Here is a 22,026-nt window from a genome sequence, read left to right as displayed (position 1 = left end):
CTGGCATGGCAGGGGACGATCTTCGCGGGTTCAGGGAAGTGCAGCGGCTCGCCTATGCGTGCGCCGAGGCGGTTTCGGCGCAGCTCAAGGCCGGTGTCACAGAGCGGGACGCCGCCCGGATGCAGCGCGACTGGCTGCGCGAGCGGGGGGTGCGGGACTGGTTCCACCTGCCCTTCGCCTGGTTCGGTGACCGCACGGCCTTCGTGAACTTCCGGATACCGCTGCAGTTCTTCCCCACCAACCGGCGGCTGGAGCCGGGAATGCCGTTCATCCTGGATGCCGCCCCGATCCTCAACGGGTATGCGGTGGACATCGGCTACTCGGGCAGCCTGGGGCTGAACCCGGTGCAGGACCGGCTGATGGACGATCTGCGGGCGCACCGCGAGCTGATCCTCGCCGAGGTCCGTGAGCGGCGGCCGTTGCGGGAGATCTACGAGGACGTCGAGCGGCTGATGGTCCGGCAGGGTTATGCGAACCGGCACCGCGCCTATCCGTTCGGGGTGATCGCCCACAAGGTGGACCGGGTCAAGGAGCGGCGCTGGTCGCCGACCGTGTTCGGATTCGGTACCCAGTCCCTCAAGGGGCTGGCGAGCGATGCCCTGCACGGACACCGCGAGGGCTGGTCCCCGCTGTGGAGCCCGTACAAGTTCTCCGACCATCCGCCGCAGCCCGGGCTGTGGGCGGTGGAGCCCCATCTGGGCTTCCGGGGTACCGGCGCGAAGTTCGAGGAGATCCTGGTCGTCACCGACTCGAAGGATCCCGAGGAGAGCGCGTTCTGGCTGGACGAGGATCTGCCGCATGTGCGGCGCTGGGCCGAGACCGAGGAGAGGGTGGCATGAGCGGGACGGAGCTGGCGGGGGCACGCGAGCGCTGGGTGAGCACGGGCGGGGTCGAACTGTGCGTCGTCGAACTCGGCGAGGCGGACCGGCCGACCGTCCTGCTCGTACACGGCTACCCGGACAGCAAGGAGGTCTGGTCGGAGGTCGCCGAGCAGCTGGCGGAGCGCTTCCACGTGGTGCTGTACGACGTACGCGGGCACGGCCGGTCCACGGCCCCGCAGCCGCTGCGCGGCGGGTTCACCCTGGAGAAGCTGACCGACGACTTCCTGGCGGTGGCGGATGCCGTGAGCCCAAACCGGCCGGTGCACCTGGTCGGGCACGACTGGGGCTCCGTCCAGGGCTGGGAGTTCGCCACCGTCAAGCGGACCGAGGGGCGGATCGCCTCCTTCACCTCCATGTCCGGGCCCTCGCTGGACCACTTCGGGCACTGGATCAAGAAGCGGATGCTGCGGCCCACCCCGCGCCGGGCCGCACAGCTGCTCGGGCAGGGCGCCAAGTCCTGGTACGTGTACCTGCTGCACACCCCGGTGCTGCCGGAACTGGCCTGGCGGGGTCCGCTCGGCAAGCGGTGGCCGAAGGTGCTTCAGCGGGTGGAGAACGTTCCGGCCGGCGCGTACCCGACGGCCTCGCTGCCCTCGGACGCGGCGCACGGCGCCTGGCTGTACCGGGACAACATCCGGCCGCGGCTGCGCCGGCCGCGTTCCGACGCCTATGCGCACGTTCCCGTTCAGCTGATCACCCCGACCGGGGACGCCTTCCTGTCGGAGCGGCTCTATGACGACCTGGAGCTGTGGGCGCCGGAGCTGGTGCGGCGGACCCTGCCGGCCAAGCACTGGGTGCCCCGGACCCGGCCCGACCAGCTGGCCGCCTGGATCACCGAGTTCGTGACCGCCAGGGAAGAGGTGCCCGGTCCGGCGCCCGAGCGGCGGGCCCCGGGGCGGTACGCGGACCGGTTCGGCGGGCAGCTGGTCCTGGTGACCGGGGCCGCCAGCGGCATCGGCCGGGCCACGGCCTTCGCGTTCGCCGAGGCGGGTGCCCGGCTGGTGGCCGTGGACCGGGACGCCGAGGGGGCCGCGCGGACCGCGGAGATGGCCCGGCTGATCGGGGCGCCGGAGGCCTGGGGCGAATGCGTGGACGTCAGCGACGAGCAGGCGATGGAGAAGCTCGCCGCGAAGGTCGCCGCCGAATACGGGATCGTGGACGTCCTGGTCAACAACGCCGGGATCGGACTGTCGGGGGCCTTCCTCGACACCAGCTCCGAGGACTGGCGGAAGGTCCTGGACGTCAACCTGTGGGGGGTCATCCACGGCTGCCGGATATTCGGCCGCCAGATGGCCGACCGCGGGCAGGGCGGGCACATCGTCAACACCGCCTCGGCCGCCGCCTACCTGCCGTCCAAGACCCTGCCCGCGTACTCGACCTCCAAGGCCGCGGTGCTGATGCTGTCCGAGTGCCTGCGCGCCGAGCTGGCCTCCCGGTCGATCGGGGTCTCCGCGATCTGCCCCGGCATCGTCAACACCAACATCACCTCCACGGCCCGGTTCGCCGGGGTGGACGCGGCGGAGGAGAAGCGCCGCCAGCAGCGCTCGGCCCGGCTGTACGGGCTGCGGAACTTCCCGCCGGAGAAGGTCGCCGAGGCGATCCTCGACGCCGTGGTCCACAACCGGGCGGTGGTGCCGGTGACCCCCGAGTCCAAGGGCGCCCTGTTCCTGTCCCGTTTCAGCCCGCGGGTGCTGAGGAGGCTGGCGAGGCTGGAGCCCAGGTTGTGAGCGGGGACCGGGCGGTGGCCAAGGGGCTGCTGCCGGGCTGGAGAGAGCTCGGCATGGCCATATCCCGCTGGTTCCGGCGGTCGTACCATCCCTCGCAGGAAGGCTCGCTGCGCAGGGCGGTCGCGTACCTGGCGGCTTCGCCTGCCGCGCGGGCCGCGGCGGGGGCCATCGACCGAGCCGCCATGGCGTAGGGAGCGAGGATTGTCCGAGCAGGCAGTGGCCGAGTACCGGATCGAGGATCTGGCGCACCACAGCGGTGCCACGGTGCGCACCATCCGCGCGTACCAGGACCGCGGGCTGCTGCCGAAGCCGGAGCGGCGGGGCCGCTCCAATGTGTACCGGGACACGCATCTGGCGCGGCTGCGCCAGATCGCCGATCTGCTGGACCGCGGCTACACCCTGGCCTCCATCAAGGAATTGCTGGAGGCCTGGGACGCGGGCCGCGGGCTGGGCGGGGTACTCGGTCTGGTGGCGGAGGTGCACGGGCCGTGGACGGACGAGGAGGCGGCCCGGATCTCCCGGGAGGAGCTCAACGAGCGGTTCGGCGGCCGGTCCGACGACCTGGCGGTGGACGAGGCCTGTGAGCTGGGGGTGCTGGAGCGGGTCCCGGGGTGCCAGGACGAGTTTCTGGTGCCCTCCCCGCAGGAGCTGGCGGTGGCGGCGGAACTGCATGCCGCGGGGGTGCCGCTGGCGGCGATCACCGGGCATCTGAGGGAGCTGCGCGGGCAGGTGGAGCACATCGCCTCGCGGTTCCTGGAGTTCACCACGGAGCACGTCTTCGCCCGCTACCTGGGCCACCGTCCTCCGACGGACGCGGATGCGACGGAGGCGGCGACCCTGGTGCGCCGGCTGCGCCCGCTGGCGCAGCAGACGGTGGACGCCGAGCTGGCGCGGGCGATGCGGCTCTTCGCGACCCGCCATCTGCAGCGGCATCTGGGGGCGGCGGGCCCGCCGCAGCCCAGCGGCCCGACCCCGGTGGCGCTGCCGGCCGAGACGGTACGGGCGGTGCAGGAGCTGGTGGGGGCCGAGCATGTGGCGGCTTTCGTCCGAGCCGCAACGGAGCGGGAGCTCCAGGCCCGGACGATGAACGATCTGGCGCGTAGGGGCAGTGTCTGACGGCAGGTCCCGCGTGCTCCGTCCACAGGGCGGATCACTCGTTTGCGTGCAATTCCCACCGAATCGGCTGTGGACAAGTCACGCAACCTGTGGACGGTTCAACTGACTGTTTCGTAAGTCTGGTTGAGCGGGGAGGCGGCGGGCCGGTCGGCAGGGGCGGAGGCGGCGGGCCGGCGGCCGTAGAGGACGGCGGCGAGGGTCAGGCCGAGGATCCCGCCGAGCAGCTGGGCGGCGACGAAACCGGGCAGTGATGCGGGGGCGATGCCGGTGAAGGAGTCGGTGAAGGCGCGGCCGACGGTCCCGGCGGGGTTGGCGAAGGAACCGGAGGAGGTGAACCAGATCGCGGCAGCGATGTAGGCGGCGACGGCGGCGGGGATGAGCCGGGGGCGTCCGATGCGGCCGAGGCCCTGGATGACGAGGACCAGGCCGGCGGTGGCGACGATCTCGCCGATGAGCAGATGCCCGCCATCGCGGACCTGGGTGGCGAAGGTGCCGGGGGTGCGGCCGAACATCACTTCCGCGAGCAGGGCGCCGGCGATCGCGCCGCCCGTCTGGGCGGCGGTGTAGAGGAGGGCCTGGCGGCCGGTGAGGCCGTCGGGGTTGCCGGTGCGACGGTCCCACCACGAGGTGAGGGTGACGACGGGGTTGAGGTGGGCCCCGGAGATCGGGCCGAACAGGGTGATGATCAGGCCGAGGCCGATGGCGGAGGCGAGCGAGTTGGCGACCAGGGCCACACCGGTGTCGGCACTGAGAGCGGCAGCCTGGATTCCGGATCCGATCACCACCAGGAGCAGGGCGGCGGTGCCGATGAATTCGGCGACTGCTCGGCGGGCGAGTGAGGCGGGGACGGTCATGGGGGCTCCCTCAAGGGCCGAGGCCGGATGGCAGGTTTACGGAAAATGTATTCCGTATCTTGGAAGTGCGATAGAGGGGGTCCGGGAGGAGCCGGGGGCCGAAAATCACTCCCCGAACCGCCGCCGGCCAGGCACTCTGTGGCCATGGACGAAAAACGCACTGTGAAAGTGTCCAAGTACGTCTCGAAACATTTGCGTCATCAGCCGGAACGCATCGGACTGGTGCTCGACCCGCAGGGCTGGGTGGAGATCGACGATCTCCTGCGCGCCGCCAGGAATCACCGATTCCCCTTCACTCGCGCCGAACTCGACCACGTCGTCGCCTCCAACGACAAACAGCGGTTCGCCGTCGAGGGCACCCGGATCCGCGCCAATCAGGGCCACACCGTCTCGGGTGTGGACCTCGACCTGCCGGAGGCTGAACCGCCCGCCTTCCTGTACCACGGCACCGTCGCCGCAGCGCTGGACGCCATCCGCGCCGAGGGGCTGCGCCCGATGCGCCGCCACCACGTCCACCTCTCCCCCGACCGGGAGACCGCAACCCGGGTCGGCGCCCGCCGAGGCCGTCCCGTGGTGCTCTCCGTGGACGCCGCCGCCATGCGCGCCGCCGGACACGTGTTCCGGATCAGCGCCAACGGGGTGTGGCTGGTGGATGCCGTACCGCCGCAGTTCCTGCGGCTGCCGTAACTCCGCAAATTCCGGAAGAGATTGTCCGACCCTCGCCCTACGCTGATCCCCACGATCTGTGAGGGGGGGTCCTCGCGGTCGCCCAACCCACCGTGCGCACCCGAGGTGACATCTCATGACGCCCGTGAACAATTTCCAGGTCGACCTCCGCGGCCTGGTCGATCTCCTCTCCCACCATCTCTATTCCAGCCCTCGGGTCTACGTCCGCGAACTCCTGCAGAACGCGGTCGACGCCGTCACCGCCCGCCGTACCCTGCCGGGCCACGCGCCGGACGCCGAGGTACACATCCGGCTCACCGCCGCCGACGGCCGGGTCTCCATCGAGGACAACGGCATCGGGCTCACGGCAGATGAGGCACACTCCCTCCTCGCCACCATCGGGCGCAGCTCCAAGCGGGGCGGGGAACACGGCCTGGAGACCACCCGGCAGGAATTCCTCGGCCAGTTCGGCATCGGCCTGCTCGCCTGCTTCGTCGTCGCCCGCCGGATCCGGGTGGTCACCCGTTCCGCGCGCGACCCGAAGGCCGCCCCCGTCGAATGGCTCGCCACCGACGACGGCTCGTACACCGTGCGCGAACTCCCCGACGAGGCCCGCCCCCTGCCCGGCACCACCGTCCACCTCGAAGTCCGTCCGGGCGCCGAGGAATGGACCGCCGCCGCCAAGGTCGAGCAGCTCGCCCGCGACTTCGGCGCCCTCCTGCCGTACGAGATCACCTTCGAGGACGGCACCGACGCCGAGCCCCGCCCGATCACCGACCGGCCGGCGATCTGGGACCGCGCCTTCCCCACCCCCACCGCCCGCCGGGTGGCCCTCTCCGGGCACTGCGCCCAGCTGTTCGGGTTCACCCCGCTCGACACCATCGACCTGGACCTGCCGGTCGCCGGGGTGCGGGGAGTGGCGTACGTCCTGCCCGAGCCGACCAGCCCCGCCCACCGGGCCGGACACCGCGTCCACCTCAAGGGCATGCTGCTCACCGACCGAGCCGACAACCTGCTGCCGGACTGGGCGTTCTTCGTCCGCGCCGTCCTGGACACCGACACCCTGCGGCCCACGGCCTCCCGGGAGAACCTGTACGACGACGAGACCCTCGCCGCCGTCCGGGAGGCCCTGGGCACCCGGATCCGAAGCTGGCTTGCCGAACTGGCCGCGAGCGAACCCGATCGGCTGGCCGCCTTCCTGAGCGTCCATCACCTCGGAGTGAAGTCTCTGGCCCGGCACGACGCCGAGCTGCTGGACCTGATGCTGCCCTGGCTGCCCTTCGAAACCAGTGACGGCTCCATGAGCCTGGAGGAGTTCGCGGCAGCCCACTCCGACATCCACTTCACCCGGACCGTGGAGGAGTTCCGCCAGATCGCCCCGATCGCGGCGGCCCACGGACTCGGTGTGATCAACGCCGGCTACACCTACGACGCCGACCTGCTCGCCCTGCTGCCCACGGTACGGCCCGGAATCAAGGTCGCCGAGCTGGATGCCGGGGCGGTCACCGACCGCCTCGATCCGGTGCCGACCTCCGCCGAACTGGCCTTGGCCGCCTTCCTGGCCACCGCCCGCACCCGGCTGGAGGCACAGAGCTGCGACGTGGTGCTGCGCGCCTTCCAGCCGGTGGCCGTGCCCGCCCTCTACCTCGACGACCGGCAGGCACGGCAGGAACGCGACCGGGCAGCCGCCGCGGAGAGCGCCGACTCCCTCTGGTCGGGCATCCTCGGTGCGCTCCGCGGCTCCGCCCCGCGCGCCCGGCTGGTGCTGAACCACAACAACCCGCTGATCCGCCGGATCGCCGCACTGCCCGACGAGGCCCTGACCGCCACCGCCGTCGAATCCCTCTACGGGCAGGCCCTGCTGATGTCGCAGCGCCCGCTGCGCCCCGCCGACTCCACCCTGCTCAACCGGGCCTTCCTGGGACTTCTGGAATGGGCCACCCACACCACCGACGCCCGGGAGGACGGCGCATGAGCACGATGACCCCCGACGAAGTGCGCCGCGGCCTCCTCGAGAACCGGCAGGCCCCCTACGGCGCCGCACGCAACGCACACGCCGAGGCGCTCAGCGCCGCCGCCGAGGCCACCGGGGACCGCGCCCTGCTCCGCGAGGCCCTGGACAACCAGATCGACGCCTACGAGTTCACCGCCGAGCGGACCAAGATGCTGGTCCCCTTCGCCCGCCTGCTCCAGGAGTACGACCGGGACCCGGCCGCGTTCTCCCCCGGGGAGACGCACTCCCTGTTCTGGCAGTTCAAGTGGGTGGCGACCGCCATCTCCAACTCCCCCGAGATCTCCCTGGAGTCCGCGGCGGGCTGGATCGCCGAGATGGAGCGCCGCTACCGGATCGCCGGATACAGCGAACGGCCGGTCCGCGAGGCCGAGCTCTTCCTCGCCGAGGCGATGGCCGACGACGCCCGCGCACAGAAGGCCGCCGAGGCGTTCATGGCCGCCCAGCGCGACAGCATGAGCGACTGCCATGCCTGCGAGCTCAACACCCAGGGCTGGTTCTGGTCCTACCAGGGCGATGACGCCAAGGCCGTCGAGGTCTGGCAACCGGTCCTCGACGGCGGGCGGAGCTGCGCCGAGGAACCCCACCGCACCCTGGCCCACTCCCTGCTGCCCCTGCTGCGCCTGGGCCGGCTTGACGAGGCCCGCGCGCACCACCTGCGCGGCTACCGGATGGCACGCGGCAACGAAAGCCTGCTCCGCTCCATCGGCAAGCACATCGAGTTCTGTGCACTGACCGGCAATGAATCACGGGGACTGGAGATCCTCGCCGAGCACTCCGCCCACCTGCGTCCGCTTGCCGACCTGGAAGCCCGGGTGACGTTCTACGGCGGGGTCCTCGTCCTGCTGCGCCGACTGACCGAACTCGGTCACGGCGACGGGCCGGCCGTTCCCTTCGAGGGCACCCGGCGGACGGTCCAGGAGCTGTACGAGGTACTGCACGCGGACGCCCTGGACATCGCCCGCCGCTTCGACGCACGCAACGGCAACGCCCGGGTCTCGGAGCGGTTCGCCGAGCGGATCGCGCAGCAGCCGCTGGTGGACCTGCTGCCGCTCGGGGTGCGCAGCAGCACGCTGCCCGCGGCCCCAGCAGCTCCCGCCGCACCGACAGTGCCCGTCCCCCATGTTTCACGTGAAACAACGACCGCGTTCCCCGAGTTGGTGGCCGCAGCCCGCGCCGCCCGCGCCCAGGGGCATCCGGCAGCCGCCGCAGCCTGGGAGGCCGTGTCGGCCCGGGCCGGTGAGGAGCACCTGGACGCGGCACTGGCCGCGGATCTGCTGGAGTACCGGAGCCTGGCAGCCGCGGAGGCCGGGGACCCCTCGGCCCGGGAGCTGCTCGCCGGGGTCCGGGACGCGCACCGTGCTGCCGGGCAGGAGGACCGGGCGGTGCTGGCCGAGCTGCGGCTGGCCTCGGCCGCCGCACAGTTCGGGGCCGACCCGGAGGACATCCGGAAGCTGCTCGCGGTGGCCGCCGCATCGGCGGCGGCGCTGGGGGCGGAGGAACCGCTGCGGGTCCGCCGGATCGCATCGGTGGACCTGCTCCGGATCCGTGTGGAGGCGTACCTGGGCAGAGAGGAACCGGGGGTGGATGCCCGGTCGGCCGCCGACCTGACGGATTTCCTGGCCCTTTTCACGGACACCGAAGACCCCGGGCAACTCGAGGACCTGCTGGGCGACGCCGAGGACATGCTGGCCCGGCTGGCCCTGGCCGAGGGTGAGGCCGAGCGGGCCGAAGCGCTGCTCGCCTCGGCGGCCTCCCGCGGCCTCGACGCGGGCCGGCCGTGGCTGGCCGTGGAGCCGCTCGCCCTGCGGGCCGGGGTGCTGATGTCGCTGAACCGGCCCGGCGAAGCGGTAGAGGCGGCCCGGGCGGCGCTCGGCCACGCCGTCGAGCTGCCCGAAGCGGCACGGCAGGGCGCCGTACGGCTGACCCTGGCGGACCTCCTGCTGCGGACCGGAGAGGCGGTGGAGGCAGCGGCCCACGCTCTGGACGCAGCGCACTGGTTCGACCAGGCCGGGCTGGCGGTCGGCGGCGGAGCTCAGGCCCGGCTGCTGCTGACCCGGGCATACGCCCGGCAGGACCGTACGGCGGAAGCGGCCGAGGTACTGCAGTCGGCGCTGCCGGACCTGCTGGAGCACGGGGAGCACCAGGCGGTGCAGGCCCGGGAGTTCCTGGGGGACCTGCTGCGCGAACTACACGACTCGCGTTCGGCCGCCGAGCAGTACCTGCTGGCGGCGGAGATCACGAAGGACTGGCAGGACCCGCGCCCGCAGGCGGCACTGGCCCATTCGGCGGCGGAAGCGCTGTCCGGAGCCGGGCTGGTGACGGAATCGGTCGCCGCCTACGAACGCGCCCTGGAACTGCACCGGGACGCGGGGGACAACCCGGTGGCGGTCGTCCGCATCCTGCGCTCCCTGGCCTGGCTGTACCTGCGCGAGGAGAACACGGACGCGACAACGGCCCGGGCCAGGGCCCGGATGGAGGAGGCCGCGGAGTTCCTGGACGGGGCGACGGGGCCGGAGCTCAGCTACGAACTCGCCCAGACCTGGCAGCAGCTCGCCCAGATCCTCGATCAGCAGGTGGACGCGCTGAACGAGGAGGCTGAGGAGAACGAAGAGAACGAAGGGGACGAGGCCGGTTCCGGGGACGGGTCCGCCGAGCAGGTGCGCCGGCTGCGCCTGGAGGCGGTGGAGCTCTGGGACCGGGCGGCCACCCTCTACGCCGGCCTCGGTCCCGAGCATCTGCAACAGCGCTTCCACTGCCTGAACGGCGCCGCCTGGACGGACCACGAGCTCGGCCGCGCGGAGGCGGGCGCCACCCGGCTGGAGGCCCTGGCCGCGGAACTCCGCACCCTCCCGGACGGCACGGCCCCGGGCTGGCTGCTCCCCCGTGCGGAGGAGGCAGCCGAGTCCCTGCGCGGCTGACCGCCCCGGCGGTGCCGGCTCAGCCCAGCTGGGCCGGTGCCTCCGTGGCGATCCGCTCGAACACCTTCTCGTCGGCGGCGAACACGGAGTCCTGGATAGGGGAGTGGATCACGATCTCGGTGATGCCGAGCGCGATGTGGCGGCCCGCGAAGTCGACGAACGCATCCAGCGAGTCCATGACCGTGTTCTGCTCGGGCGTGAACCCGGTCAGCAGGATCTTGTCGAGCTCGGCAACGTTCCGCCCGTCCTCGGCGCAGGCCTTGCCGAGCTTCTCCAGCTGCCCGCGAATGGCCGCCACCGACTGCTCCGGGGTGCCCTCCTCGTACAGCTTGGGGTCACCGGTGGTCACCCAGGCCTGCCCGTGCCGGGCGGCCAGCTTCAGGCCGCGCGGGCCGGTGGCGGCCACCGCGAAGGGCAGCCGGGGCCGCTGGACGCAGCCGGGGATGTTCCGGGCCTCCTCCGCCGCGTAGAGCCGGCCCTGCTGGCTGACCGAGCCCTCGGTGAGCAGCCGGTCCAGCAGCGGAAGGAACTCCCCGAAGTGGTCGGCCCTCTCGCGCGGCGTCCAGGGCTCCTGGCCGAGGGTGGTCGCGTCGAAGCCGTTGCTGCCCGCGCCGATGCCCAGCGTGATCCGCCCGCCGGAGATGTCGTCCAGCGAGATGAGTTCCTTGGCCAGGGTGACCGGGTGCCGGAAGTTCGGCGAGGTCACCAGCGTGCCCAGCCTCAGCCGCTCGGTCGCGGTGGCCGCCGCGGTCAGCGTCGGCACCGCACCGAACCACGGCCCGTCGCGGAAGCTTCGCCACGCCAGGTGGTCGTAGGTGTAGGCGGTGTGGAAGCCGAGCTGCTCGGCGCGAACCCAGGCGGCGCGGCCTCCCTCCTGCCACCGACGTACCGGAAGAATCACCGTGCTCAGTCGCAGACTCATGTCACAGAGCCTACGGCCGCCGGAGCGGCACCCTCGAAACATCGCGGCGTCCGAGCCCGCCCGCCATGGGCGAAGATGGACCCGTGACCTCGGCTTCCCAGCGCCCGGACGGGCACGCGCCCATGACCCGGCTCATCGCCACCGACCTCGACGGAACCCTCTTGCGGGACGACAAATCCGTCTCGGAGCGGACCGTCGCCGCGCTCGCCGCCGCGGAGGAGGCCGGGATCGAGGTGTTCTTCGTCACCGGCCGGCCGGCCCGCTGGATGGACGTGGTCAGCGACCACGTCCACGGGCACGGACTCGCCATCTGCGCGAACGGCGCCGCCGTGGTCGACCTGCACGACAACGGCCGGATCATCGAGGTACGGGCGCTGGCCCGGTCTGCCGCGCTCGCCGTGGTGCACGCCCTGCGCGAGGCCGCCCCCGGCACCTCCTTCGCGGTCGAGCTGACCACCGGAATCCACTACGAGCCGCACTACCCGCCGTTCTTCCAGGACCCGGGTGCCACCGTGGCCGCCGCCGAGAAGCTGCTGCACGAGGAGCCCGGCGGCCACGCCGCCCCGGTGCTGAAGCTGCTCGCCCACCACGCGGAGCTCTCCCCGGACGAGTTCCTGGCGCTGGCCCGGTCCGCGGCCGGTGAGTACGGATCCATCACCCGGTCCAGCCCCACCGCCCTGCTGGAGGTCAGCGGGCCCGAGGTGTCCAAGGCCAGCACGCTCGCGATGTGCTGCGCGGAGCGCGGCATCACCGCCGATGAGGTGGTGGCCTTCGGGGACATGCCCAACGATGTGGAGATGCTGAGCTGGGCCGGCACCTCGTACGCCATGGGCAACGCGCATCCGGATGTGATAGCGGCGGCCTCCGGACGGACCGTCGCCAACAACGAGGACGGGGTCGCCGTCGTCATCGAGCGCATCCTCGCCGACCGCACGCCCCCCGCCGAGGGCACCGAGGCGGACACCACGGCGGACAGGGTCTAGAGCGGGGCCTCCCACACCAGGGTGGTGCCGCCGCCGTCCTCGCCGATGCCCGGCCCGTACGAGCTGGAGCCGCCCAGCGCCTCCGCACGGCGGCGCAGGTTCCGCAGTCCGCTGCGCCGGCCGCCTTCCTGGATGCCCACGCCGTCGTCCGCGACCTCCAGCCGCACACCGGGCCGCCCGTCCGGCAGGGTGACGGTGGAATCGAGGACCACCTCGATCCGGGAGGCCTCGGCATGCCGGAAGGCATTCGACAGCGCCTCGCGCAGCGCCGCAATCAGGTTCTTGCCGACCAGCTCGCCGACCACCGCGTCCAGCGGGCCGAGGAACCGGTGCGAGGGCTTGAAGCCGAGGGGCACGGCCGCCATGTTGATCTCGCGGAGCACCCGGGTGCGGAACCCGGACGGCGCCTCGGCCGGCCCCTGCTGCAAGGCGAAGATCGCCGTGCGGATCTCCTGGATGGTCACATCCAACTCGTCGACGGCCTTGCCGACCCCGTCCCGCACCTCGGGCACGACCGACCGGCGCTGCGCGCCCTCCAGCATCATCCCGGTGGCGAACAACCGCTGGATCACCAGGTCGTGCAGATCACGGGCGATCCGGTCACGGTCCTCGTACACCGCGAGCCGCTCCCGGTCGCGCTGCGCCTCCGCCATCATCAGCGCGAGCGCCGCCTGCGAGGCGAACTGGGTGGCCAGGGTCCGCTCGGACTCGCTGAACGGCCGCTTCCCGCGCCCCCGCGGGGTGACCAGCGCCCCCAGCACCCGGCCGCCGCTCTGCAGAGGCAGCATCATGCACGGCCCGTACTGGCTGGTCAGCCGACTGATCGTCCGCGGGTCGGCGGAAACGTCGTCCACAAACACCGGCTCGCCCTGGAGCAGTTTCTCCACCACCGGGCTGTCCCCCGGGATGAGCATCCCAAGCGAGGTCGCCGGGTTCTCGGCGGAGACCGCGACGATCTCCATTCCGCCCTCGCGGGCAGGCAGCATCACGATGCCCGCGGCCGAGTCGGCCAGATGACGGGCCTGTTCGGCGACCACGACCAGCGCGTCGTCGGCGTCCCCGCCCGACAGCAGAGCTGTGGTGACGGCCACCGAGCCGTCGATCCAGCGTTCCCGCTGGGTGGCCGCTTCGTAGAGCCGGGCGTTGCCGATGGCGATGCCCGCCTCGGTGGCCAGCACCCGGACCATGTGCACGTCGTAGTCGGTGAATTCCAGGCCGCCGTGCTTCTCGGCCAGGTAGAGATTGCCGAAGATCTCGCCCTGCACCCGGATCGGGACACCGAGGAAGGTCTTCATTGGCGGGTGGTTCGGCGGGAATCCCGCCGCCCGCGGATCCTTCGTGAGATCGGTGAGCAGCACCGGGTCGGGATGCCGGATCAGCGCACCGAGCAGCCCGCGTTTGCCGTCCGGACGGTGCCCGATGCGCCGGGCCACCTCCTCGGAGATTCCGTAGGTGACGAAGTCGGAGAGCCCCCGTCCCTCGGTGTCGACCACCCCGATGGCCGCATAGCGGGCGTCCGCGAGTTCGGCCGCGGTCTCGCAGATGCGGTCCAGCGTGGAGTGCAGTTCGAGTCCGGTGCCGACCGAGCGCATGGCCTCCAGCAGTTGCGGTACACGGGCGGTGAGCTCGGTGGACAGGCCCTGCAGGCTCCGGGTGGCCTGGGTGGCGGCCTCCAGCGGATCCGGGGGTTCCTGCGACTCCTGCACTGACATGCCCTTGAGCCTAATTAGTCCCTTTTACCGAGGAAAGTCGGCCGGTGCTCCCCCCGCGGTACCGGCTGCCGCGAGATCGGTTTCCCGCTCCCGGTCCAGCATCCTGCGCAGCGGACCCTGGACGGCGACGAGGTCCCCGTACGCTCCGCGCTGGACGATCCGTCCGCCCTCCAGGACCAGCACCTCGTCGACCTCCTCCAGCCCGGCCAGCCGGTGCGTGATCAGCACGGTGGTGCGGCCCTCGGTGGCGGCCAGCAGATCGGTCGTCAGGGCATCCGCGGTCTCCGTGTCCAGGTGTTCGGCGGGCTCGTCCAGGACGAGTACGGGGAAGTCGGCGAGCAGCGCCCGGGCCAGCGCGAGCCGCTGCCGCTGTCCGCCGGAGATCCGCTCGCCATGCTCGCCGACCAGGGTGTCCAGGCCGTCGGGCAGGGCGTCCGCCCAGTCCAGGAGCCGGGCCCCGGCCAGCGCCCGGCGCAGCTCCGGCTCGGTCGCGCCGGGCCGGGCCAGCCGCAGGTTCTCCCGTACGGAGCTGTCGAAGAGGTGGGCGTCCTGGGCGCACAGTCCGACGAACCGGCGCACCTGGTCACCGTCCAGTTCCCGGGCTTCGGTCCCGCCGAGGGTGTAGCCGCCCTCCGAGGCCGCCAGGAAGCGGAGCAGCAGCTGGGCAAGGGTGGTCTTGCCGGAGCCCGAGGGCCCGACGACGGCGATCCGCCGCCCGGCCTCCAGGGTCAGATCGATGCCGTGCACGGCATCCCGTTCCTGGCCGGGGTACCGGGCGGTGATCCCGGTGAGCCGCAGCGGGAAGGGGGAGGCGGGGGGCGCCGCGGGGTGTTCCGGCTCGGCGACCGGGACCGGCGCGTCGAGGACCTCGTACACCCGCTCGGCGCTGCGCCGGACCCGCTGGCGGTACTGGACGGCCAACGGCAGGCCGGTGACGGCCTCGAAGGCGGCGAGCGGGGTGAGTACGACCACGGCCATGGCAACACCGGACAGCCGTCCGTCGGCCACGGCCGCGGCGCCCGCCGCGGCGGCGAGGACCACGGTGAGTCCGCAGACCAGCGCGGACAGGCCGCTGCCGAGTCCGGTGGCGGCGGCGCCGCGAGCGGCGATCGCGGTGAGCGTGCGGTCGCTCGCCCGCACCCCGGCCTTACGGTCGGCCAGCGCGCCGGCGACGGTGAGCTCGGCGGTGCCGGTCAGCAGCTCCGCCACGCGCGTGGCGAGCTCGCCCCGCGCGGGTGCGAGCCGGCGTTCGGCCCGGCGGGCCACGGCGGCGCCGATCAGCGGGACCGCGATACCGGCGGTGAGCAGGCCGAGCGCGAGCACCGCGCCGGCCTCGGGCAGCAGCCAGGCGGTGAACGCGACCGAGCCGGTCCCGACGAGAAGGGCGGTGCCGACCGGCAGCAGCCAGCGCAGCCAGTAGTCCTGCAGGGCATCGGCGTCGGCAACGAGCCGGGCCAGCAGATCCCCGCGCCGCTGCTCGCGCAGTCCGGCGGGGGCGATCCGCTCGAGCCGCCGGTACACGGAGACCCGCAGGTCGGCGAGCATCCGCAGGACGGCATCGTGGGAGACCAGCCGCTCGGCATACCGGAACACCGCCCGCCCGATCCCGAAGGCGCGGGTCGCCGTGACGGCCATCATGAGGTAGAGCACGGGCGGCTGTTCGGAGGCCCGTGAGATCAGCCAGCCGGACACCGCCATCAGGCCGACGCCGCACCCGACGGCCAGCGCCCCGAACAGCAGCCCCAGCCCGAAGCGCCCGCGCGAGGCACGGGCGGCGGCCCGGACCCGCGCCAGCGGATTCCGGCCCCCGGACACGCCCCGCGGCGCGGCGAACCCCGACTCCGGCACACCACTGCCGGCCGCAGAGCCGGCCTCGGCCCCACCCTCGGACCCGGACCCAAGGATCCAGGCCCCGGGATCCGACACCTCCGTCGGCCGCGAACCAGTCGGCTGCGAACCAGCGGCATCGACGGCACCGGCAACACCCGGCGCCGCACCGACACCCACACCCGCGCGCCCGGCACCCGCACCGGCAGCCGCAGCCCCAGCCCCAACCGGCGTCAGCCGGACCACCCGGTCCGCGACGGCCAGCAGCGCCGGCCGGTGCACCACCAGCAGAACGGTCCGCCCCACGGCGAGCCGCCGTACCGCGTCCACCACGCCCGCTTCGGTCTCGCCGTCCAGTGCCGCCGTCGGCTCGTCCAGCAGCAGCACCGGCCGGTCGGCAAGGAAGGCCCGGGCCAGGGCCAGCCGCTGGCGCTGACCGGCGGACAGGCCGATCCCGCCCTCGCCGAGCACGGTCGAGGCACCCCGCGGCAACGCGGCCACGAACTCCCAGGCCCCTGCCTCCCGCAGGGCCGCGGCCACGGCTTCCTCGGTCGCCCCGGGCCGGGCCAGCCGTACGTTCTCGGCGATCGTCCCGGCGAACAGATGGGGCCGCTGCGGCACCCAGGCGATCCGCGACCGCCACTCCTCCAGACCGGCCGGTGAGAGCTCCGCCAGGTCCGTGCCCCCGGCCCGCACCCGCCCCTCGGACGGTGCCGTGAACCCCAGCAGGACCGACAGCAGGGTGGACTTGCCCACCCCGCTCGGCCCGGTGACGGCCACACACTCGCCCGGTCCGACCTTCAGGGTGACCGGGCCGGGGGAGGCCTCCGCCCGGCCGGGGTACCGGACCGCCACGCCCTCGACGGACAGCTCCACCGGGCCGGCCGGAACCACGGCCGAGCCGCTGCCGGCCGGCAGCGGGGTCTCCAGCACCTCGAAGATCTCCTCGGCCGCGGCGAGCCCCTCCGCAGCCGCGTGGTACTGCGCGCCCACCTGGCGCAGCGGCAGATAGGCCTCCGGCGCCAGGATCAGGATCACCAGGCCCGTGTACAGGTCCAGCTCGCCGTGGACCAGGCGCATGCCGATGGTGACGGCCACCAGCGCCACCGAGAGGGTGGCGAGCAGCTCCAGTGCGAACGAGGAGAGGAAGGCGATGCGCAGGGTCCGCACGGTCGCCCGCCGGTACTCGGCGGTGATGGTGCGGATCGCCTCGGCCTGCGCCTTGGCCCGGCCGAACACCTTGAGCGTCGGCAGTCCGGCCACCACGTCGAGGAAGTGCCCCGACAGCCGGGACAGCAGCCGCCACTGCCGGTCCATCCGGGCCTGGGTGGCCCAGCCGATGAGGACCATGAACAGGGGGATCAGCGGCAGGGTGACCACGATGATCGCCGCCGACACCCAGTCCTCGGTGACGATCCGGGCGAGCACCGCCACCGGGACCACCACGGCGAGCCCCAGTTGGGGCAGGTAGCGGGAGAAGTAGTCGTCGAGTGCGTCCACACCCCGGGTGGCCACCGCCACCAGCGAGCCGGTCCGCCGGCCGCTGAGCCAGCCCGGCCCCAGCTCGGCGGCCCGGTCCAGCAGCCTGCCGCGCAGCTCCGACTTCACCGCCGCGCTGGCCCGGTGTGCGGCCAGTTCGGTCAGCCAGGCCACCAGGCCGCGCCCCAGCGCCACGGCCGCGAGGAGCAGCAGCGGCGTCCGGAGGGCGGCCCCGTCGAGGCCCTGCTCGAAGGCTCCGACCACGATCTCGGCGATCAGCATCGCCTGCCCGACGACCAGCCCCGCCCCGGCCAGGCCGAGGGCCACCACCGCGCCGAGGAAGAGGCGGGTGGAGCGGGCGTACCGGAGCAGGCGCGGGTCGATCGGTTTCACGTGAAACATGCCCCCTTGAGAGCAGGGTCAGTGGGCGGCGTCGGCGATGTGCTGGGTACCGATCCGCTTGCGGAACACCCAGTAGGTCCAGCCCTGGTAGAGCAGCACCACCGGCGTGGCGATGGCCGCCAGCCAGGTCATGATCTTCAGGGTGTACGGGCTGGACGAGGCGTTGGTGACCGTGAGGTTCCAGGCTTCGTTCAGGGAGGAGGGCATGACGTTCGGGAAGAGCGTCAGGAACAGCATCGTGAAGGCAGCCGCGATGGTGACTCCGGACAGCGCGAACGACCAGCCTTCACGGCCCGCGAGGTTGGCGCCCAGGGCGCCCGCCAGCGCGAGCACCGACACGATCATCGCGGCCAGGCTGGTGGCATCGCCCCGAGAGACCTGGGTCCAGATCAGGAAGACCAGGGTCAGCACGGCAGTGGCGACACCCAGCCGGGTGGCGAGCTGCCGCGCGCGGTCCCGGATGTCACCGACCGTCTTGAGCGAGGCGAAGACCGCGCCGTGGAAGGTGAACAGGGTGAGGGTGACCAGTCCGCCCAGGAGCGAGTAGACGTTCAGCAGATCCCCAAGGGAGCCGACGTACTCCATCTCGGAGTCGATCTTCACCCCGCGCACCATGTTGGCGAAGGCCACGCCCCACAGGAACGCTGTGGTCAACGAGGTCCAGAAGATCGCGTGTTCCCAGTTCGTCTGCCACCGGTCTCCCGGCCGCTTGACCCGGTACTCGAAGGCGACGCCCCGGACGATCAGGCAGACCAGGATGAGCAGCAGCGGCAGGTAGAAGCCGGAGAACAGGGTGGCGTACCACTCGGGGAAGGCGGCGAAGGTCGCGCCTGCGGCGCTGAGCAGCCAGACCTCGTTCCCGTCCCAGACGGGCCCGATGGTGTTGATCAGAACGCGCTTCTCGGTACGGTCCCGGGCCAGCAGCTTGGTCAGGACGCCGATACCGAAGTCGAAGCCCTCGAGGAAGAAGTAGCCGATCCACAGGACGGCGATGAGTACGAACCAGACATCGTGGAGTTGCATGGTGTGGTCTCCTCAGCCTCAGTACGAGAAGGCCATCGGCCGGTCGGCGTTCTTGTCGTCGCCGCCGATCTTGGTGGGCGGGTTGAGGTCGGAATCGGTGAGCTCGGGCGGTCCGGCCTTGACGTACTTGACGAGCAGCCGGACCTCGATCACCGCGAGCACGGCGTACAGCAGGGTGAAGCCGATCATCGAGGTGAGGATCTCGCCCTGGGAGACGCCGGGGGAGACCGCGTCCCTGGTCCGCAGGACTCCGTAGACCACCCACGGCTGACGGCCCATCTCGGTGAAGATCCAGCCCCAGGCGGTGGCGATCAGCGGGAAGCACATGGTCCAGAGCGCGAGCAGCCAGTACCAGTTGGTGAACCTGGGGCTCAGCGCCTTCTTGTACAGGACCAGATGCGGGACCTCGTCCTCACCGGTGCGCAGAGCGGTCGGCAGCATGAACTTCTTGCGGGTCAGCCACAGGCCCAGCACGCCGATCGCGACGGAGGCCATGCCGAAGCCGATCATCCACCGGAAGCTCCAGTAGGCGACGGGGATGTTGGGCCGGTAGTCGCCGGGTCCGTACTTCTCCTGCTCGGCCTTGTTGACGTCGTTGATGCCCGGGACGAACGAGGTGAAGTCGTCGTTGGCCAGGAAGGACAGCAGGCCCGGGATCTCTATCGCGACCTTGTTGTGGCCCTTTTCGACATCGCCGTACGCAAAGACGGAGAACGGAGCGGGCGCTTCGCCGTCCCAGAGGGCCTCGGCGGCGGCCATCTTCATCGGCTGCTGCTTGAACATGACCTTGCCGAGCAGGTCGCCGCTGAGGGCGGTGCCCATGCCGGCGATGATCAGGGTGACCAGGCCGAGCCGCAGCGAGGTCCGCATCACCGGGATGTGCTTCTTGCGCGCCAGGTGGAAGGCGGCGATGCCGACCATGAACGCGCCGCCGACCAGGAAGGCGGCCGTGATGGTGTGGAAGAACTGGGTGAGTGCGGTGTCCTGGGTGAGCACCAGCCAGAAGTCGGTGAGCTCGGCCCGGCCCCGCTCCTCGTTGATCCGGTAGCCGACCGGGTGCTGCATCCAGGAATTGGCCGCGAGGATGAAGTACGCGGACAAGACGGTGCCGATCGAGACCATCCAGATGCAGGCCAGGTGGATCTTCTTCGGCAGCTTGTCCCAGCCGAAGATCCACAGCCCGATGAAGGTGGATTCGAAGAAGAACGCGATCAGCGCCTCGAAGGCCAGCGGGGCCCCGAAGATGTCACCGACGAATCGCGAGTAGTCGGACCAGTTCATGCCGAACTGGAACTCCTGGACGATGCCGGTGACGACACCCATCGCGATGTTGATCAGAAACAGCTTGCCCCAGAACTTGGTGGCCTTGAGGTACTTCTCGTTCTCCGTTCGCACCCAGGCGGTCTGCAGCCCGGCGGTGAGCGCCGCCAGCGAGATCGTCAGGGGAACGAAGAGGAAGTGGTAGACGGTGGTGATACCGAACTGCCAGCGCGCCAATGTCTCCGGCGCCAAAGCTAGGTCCACGTCGTCTTCTCCTTGTCGTCGCCGTGGTCACAGCGGGCAGTCTGCCTGGCGGGTTCCACCCCATATAGGGAGGAAGCAGGACACGCTTGTGAACGCGTTCACATTCACAAGCATTATGGCGCACTGCTTTTCGGAGCTTTGCGGCGGGGGTGCCCCTAGCCAAGGATTTCAACAGATTGTTGAATTGGGCCATGCAGATACGAATCTCCTGGCCCGCCGGCCAGCTCACCGCAACCCTCGACGAAACCCCCACCGCCAAGGCCCTGGCCGCGGCGCTCCCGATCTCCGCCAGCGCCCACACCTGGGGCGAGGAGGTCTACTTCGACACCGGCGTCTCGGTGGCCCTGGAGCACGACGCCCGGCAGGTCGTCGACCCCGGCACCGTGGCCTTCTGGACCGAAGGGGACGCACTCGCCCTCCCCTACGGCCCCACCCCCATCTCGCGCGGAGGCGAGAGCCGCCTGGCGAGCCCCTGCAATGTGCTGGGCTCCTTCGACGGCGACCCCCGCCTCCTGGCCACCGTCCGCGACGGCGACCCCATCCGCGTAGAGCCGGCCTGAGGCCGGCGCGGAACTACAGCTCCTTCGCGGAACTACAGCTCCTTGAAGAAGGCCTCCGCCGTGTGCAGGAAGAGGTCGTTCGCCTCGGTCTCACCGATCGTGACCCGCAGGCCCTCGCCCGCGAAGGGCCGGACCACCACACCGGCCTTCTCGCAGGCCGCCGCGAACGCAGCGGTCCGCTCGCCCAGCCGCATCCACACAAAGTTCGCCTGGGTCTCCGGAACCACCGTCCAGCCCTGGGCCAGCAGGGTCTCGTAGACCCGGTTCCGCTCGCAGACCAGCGAGCCGACCCGCCCCAGCAGCTCGTCCTCGGCACGCAGCGAGGCCACCGCCGCGTCCTGGGCCAGCTGGCTGACGCCGAAGGGCACCGCCGTCTTGCGCAGCGCCGCGGCCACCGGCTCGTGCGCCACCGCGAAGCCCACCCGCAGGCCGGCCAGGCCGTACGCCTTGGAGAAGGTCCGCAGCACCGCGACGTTCGGCCGGTTGCGGTACAGCTCGATGCCGTCCGGCACCTCGGTGTCCCGGATGAACTCCTTGTACGCCTCGTCCAGCACCACCAGCACGTCCGACGGCACCCGGTCCAGGAACCGCTCCAGCTCCGCCCGGCGCACCACGGTGCCGGTGGGGTTGTTCGGGTTGCAGACGAAGATCAGCCGGGTCCGCTCGGTGATGGCGTCCGCCATCGCGTCCAGGTCGTGCACATCGCCCGCGGTCAGCGGGACCTGCACCGGCGTCGCCCCGGAGATCTGCGTGATGATCGGGTACGCCTCGAAGGACCGCCAGGCGTAGATGACCTCGTCACCCGGACCGGCCGTCGACTGGATCAGCGACTGGGCCACGCCCACCGAACCGGTGCCGGTGGCGATGTGCTCCACCGGTACGCCGAACCGCTCGGCCAGCTCGTTCACCAGGCCGGTGCAGGCCATGTCCGGGTAGCGGTTGAAGTTCCCGGCCGCCGCCACCGCCTGCTCCAGCACCCCCGGCAGCGGCGGATACGGGTTCTCGTTGGAGGACAGCTTGTACGCGACCGGTCCCCCGGCTGCGGCCGGCTTGCCCGGTTTGTAGGTGGGGATGCCATCCAGCTCGGCGCGCAGCTTCGGGCTCTTCTCGCTCACCGCAGGTCCTCCTCGACCTTCCCGTACAACTCAATACTGCTCACCTTATGAGGATTCCGCCCGGCCGAAAATGGTGGGCGCCAGGAAAGAGGGGGAGCGCGTACATATATGCACGCGCTGGTGGCCCGCGCCGTGGCGCGCGTCCCTCGTACAGGTGAGTTGAGGACCGCCCGCGACCTCTCCGATTTGGCATGCCCGGACCCGACGACAAGCGGGGTCGTCACTCAGAGCACACAACACCCTTTATTTCCAAGGTCATTGTGGGTGGCGAACCATGCAGAATCGTGCCTGTCAACGCGTGCA

15 protein-coding genes and 1 pseudogene are annotated in these 22,026 nt (G+C 71.5%); 9 read left to right on the top strand and 7 right to left on the bottom strand.

Annotated features, from left to right (window positions below):
• Nucleotides 1–5 precede the first annotated feature (5 nt).
• From ABT123_RS08505 to ABT123_RS08490, 4 genes and pseudogenes are all read left to right on the top strand, one after another.
• Nucleotides 6–839 carry a M24 family metallopeptidase gene (locus ABT123_RS08505; RefSeq protein ID WP_351311108.1) on the top strand — a complete coding sequence of 278 codons (834 nt, stop codon included), beginning with the start codon at nucleotides 6–8 and terminating at the stop codon, nucleotides 837–839.
• Nucleotides 836–2,608, top strand: coding sequence for an SDR family oxidoreductase (locus tag ABT123_RS08500; protein ID WP_351311106.1), 1,773 nt, complete (start codon nucleotides 836–838; stop codon nucleotides 2,606–2,608). The genes ABT123_RS08505 and ABT123_RS08500 overlap by 4 nt, the downstream gene beginning before the upstream one ends.
• A 5-nt stretch (nucleotides 2,609–2,613) precedes the next feature.
• Nucleotides 2,614–2,799 (top strand): annotated as a pseudogene (locus ABT123_RS08495) (metal-dependent hydrolase); the annotation flags it as partial.
• A 10-nt stretch (nucleotides 2,800–2,809) separates the two neighbouring features.
• Complete coding sequence (locus ABT123_RS08490; RefSeq protein ID WP_351311104.1) at nucleotides 2,810–3,724, top strand: MerR family transcriptional regulator; 915 nt, start codon at nucleotides 2,810–2,812, stop codon at nucleotides 3,722–3,724.
• Between the two features lie 98 nt (nucleotides 3,725–3,822).
• Here ABT123_RS08490 and ABT123_RS08485 read toward each other — a convergent pair whose 3' ends face one another.
• On the bottom strand, nucleotides 3,823–4,578 hold the full coding sequence (locus tag ABT123_RS08485; protein WP_351311102.1) for an aquaporin: 756 nt from the start codon (nucleotides 4,576–4,578) through the stop codon (nucleotides 3,823–3,825).
• A gap of 144 nt (nucleotides 4,579–4,722) precedes the next feature.
• On the opposite strand from ABT123_RS08485, the gene ABT123_RS08480 reads away from it, so the two are divergent.
• The 3 genes from ABT123_RS08480 (at nucleotide 4,723) to ABT123_RS08470 (ending at nucleotide 10,176) form a co-directional block, all read left to right on the top strand.
• Nucleotides 4,723–5,265 carry an RNA 2'-phosphotransferase gene (locus ABT123_RS08480; RefSeq protein ID WP_351311100.1) on the top strand — a complete coding sequence of 181 codons (543 nt, stop codon included), beginning with the start codon at nucleotides 4,723–4,725 and terminating at the stop codon, nucleotides 5,263–5,265.
• Between the two features lie 115 nt (nucleotides 5,266–5,380).
• A complete protein-coding gene (locus ABT123_RS08475; RefSeq protein ID WP_351311098.1) occupies nucleotides 5,381–7,219 on the top strand; it encodes an HSP90 family protein in 1,839 nt (612 codons plus the stop codon).
• The gene (locus ABT123_RS08470) at nucleotides 7,216–10,176 is read left to right on the top strand and encodes a tetratricopeptide repeat protein (protein ID WP_351311096.1); all 2,961 of its coding nucleotides are present in this window, start codon (nucleotides 7,216–7,218) and stop codon (nucleotides 10,174–10,176) included. Before ABT123_RS08475 ends, ABT123_RS08470 begins: the two co-directional genes overlap by 4 nt.
• A gap of 19 nt (nucleotides 10,177–10,195) precedes the next feature.
• Here the strand turns inward: ABT123_RS08470 and ABT123_RS08465 are convergent, their stop codons facing one another.
• A complete protein-coding gene (locus ABT123_RS08465; protein ID WP_351311094.1) occupies nucleotides 10,196–11,098 on the bottom strand; it encodes an LLM class flavin-dependent oxidoreductase in 903 nt (300 codons plus the stop codon).
• 122 nt (nucleotides 11,099–11,220) lie between these two features.
• Between ABT123_RS08465 and ABT123_RS08460 the strand changes: the two genes are divergently transcribed.
• Entirely contained in the window at nucleotides 11,221–12,081 is an 861-nt protein-coding gene (locus ABT123_RS08460; protein WP_351311341.1) for a Cof-type HAD-IIB family hydrolase, read from the top strand.
• Here the strand turns inward: ABT123_RS08460 and ABT123_RS08455 are convergent.
• Genes ABT123_RS08455 through ABT123_RS08440 form a run of 4 tightly spaced genes read right to left on the bottom strand, consistent with a single transcriptional unit; the run spans nucleotide 12,078 to nucleotide 20,048 of the window.
• Nucleotides 12,078–13,793: a GAF domain-containing sensor histidine kinase gene (locus ABT123_RS08455; RefSeq protein ID WP_351311092.1), complete on the bottom strand. Its 1,716-nt coding sequence runs from the start codon at nucleotides 13,791–13,793 to the stop codon at nucleotides 12,078–12,080. The two genes, ABT123_RS08460 and ABT123_RS08455, sit on opposite strands and share 4 nt — an antisense overlap.
• A 24-nt stretch (nucleotides 13,794–13,817) precedes the next feature.
• A complete protein-coding gene (gene cydD / locus ABT123_RS08450) occupies nucleotides 13,818–17,492 on the bottom strand; it encodes a thiol reductant ABC exporter subunit CydD (protein ID WP_351311090.1) in 3,675 nt (1,224 codons plus the stop codon).
• Nucleotides 17,493–17,519: 27 nt separating this feature from the next.
• Nucleotides 17,520–18,524 carry a cytochrome d ubiquinol oxidase subunit II gene (gene cydB / locus ABT123_RS08445; RefSeq protein WP_351311088.1) on the bottom strand — a complete coding sequence of 335 codons (1,005 nt, stop codon included), beginning with the start codon at nucleotides 18,522–18,524 and terminating at the stop codon, nucleotides 17,520–17,522.
• Between the two features lie 18 nt (nucleotides 18,525–18,542).
• Entirely contained in the window at nucleotides 18,543–20,048 is a 1,506-nt protein-coding gene (locus tag ABT123_RS08440; protein ID WP_351311086.1) for a cytochrome ubiquinol oxidase subunit I, read from the bottom strand.
• 191 nt (nucleotides 20,049–20,239) lie between these two features.
• Here ABT123_RS08440 and ABT123_RS08435 point away from each other — a divergent pair, with 191 nt between their 5' ends.
• The gene (locus tag ABT123_RS08435) at nucleotides 20,240–20,608 is read left to right on the top strand and encodes a cyclophilin-like fold protein (protein WP_351311084.1); all 369 of its coding nucleotides are present in this window, start codon (nucleotides 20,240–20,242) and stop codon (nucleotides 20,606–20,608) included.
• A 32-nt stretch (nucleotides 20,609–20,640) separates the two neighbouring features.
• Here ABT123_RS08435 and hisC read toward each other — a convergent pair whose 3' ends face one another.
• On the bottom strand, nucleotides 20,641–21,723 hold the full coding sequence (gene hisC / locus ABT123_RS08430) for a histidinol-phosphate transaminase (RefSeq protein ID WP_351311082.1): 1,083 nt from the start codon (nucleotides 21,721–21,723) through the stop codon (nucleotides 20,641–20,643).
• Between the last annotated feature and the right edge of the window lie 303 nt (nucleotides 21,724–22,026).

Source organism: Streptomyces sp. NPDC002054 (assembly GCF_040296685.1).
In the GTDB taxonomy this organism is placed as follows: Bacteria; Actinomycetota; Actinomycetes; order Streptomycetales; family Streptomycetaceae; genus Streptomyces.
Note: the sequence above shows the minus strand (reverse complement) of the source record. Positions and strands in the feature narration are given on the sequence as shown.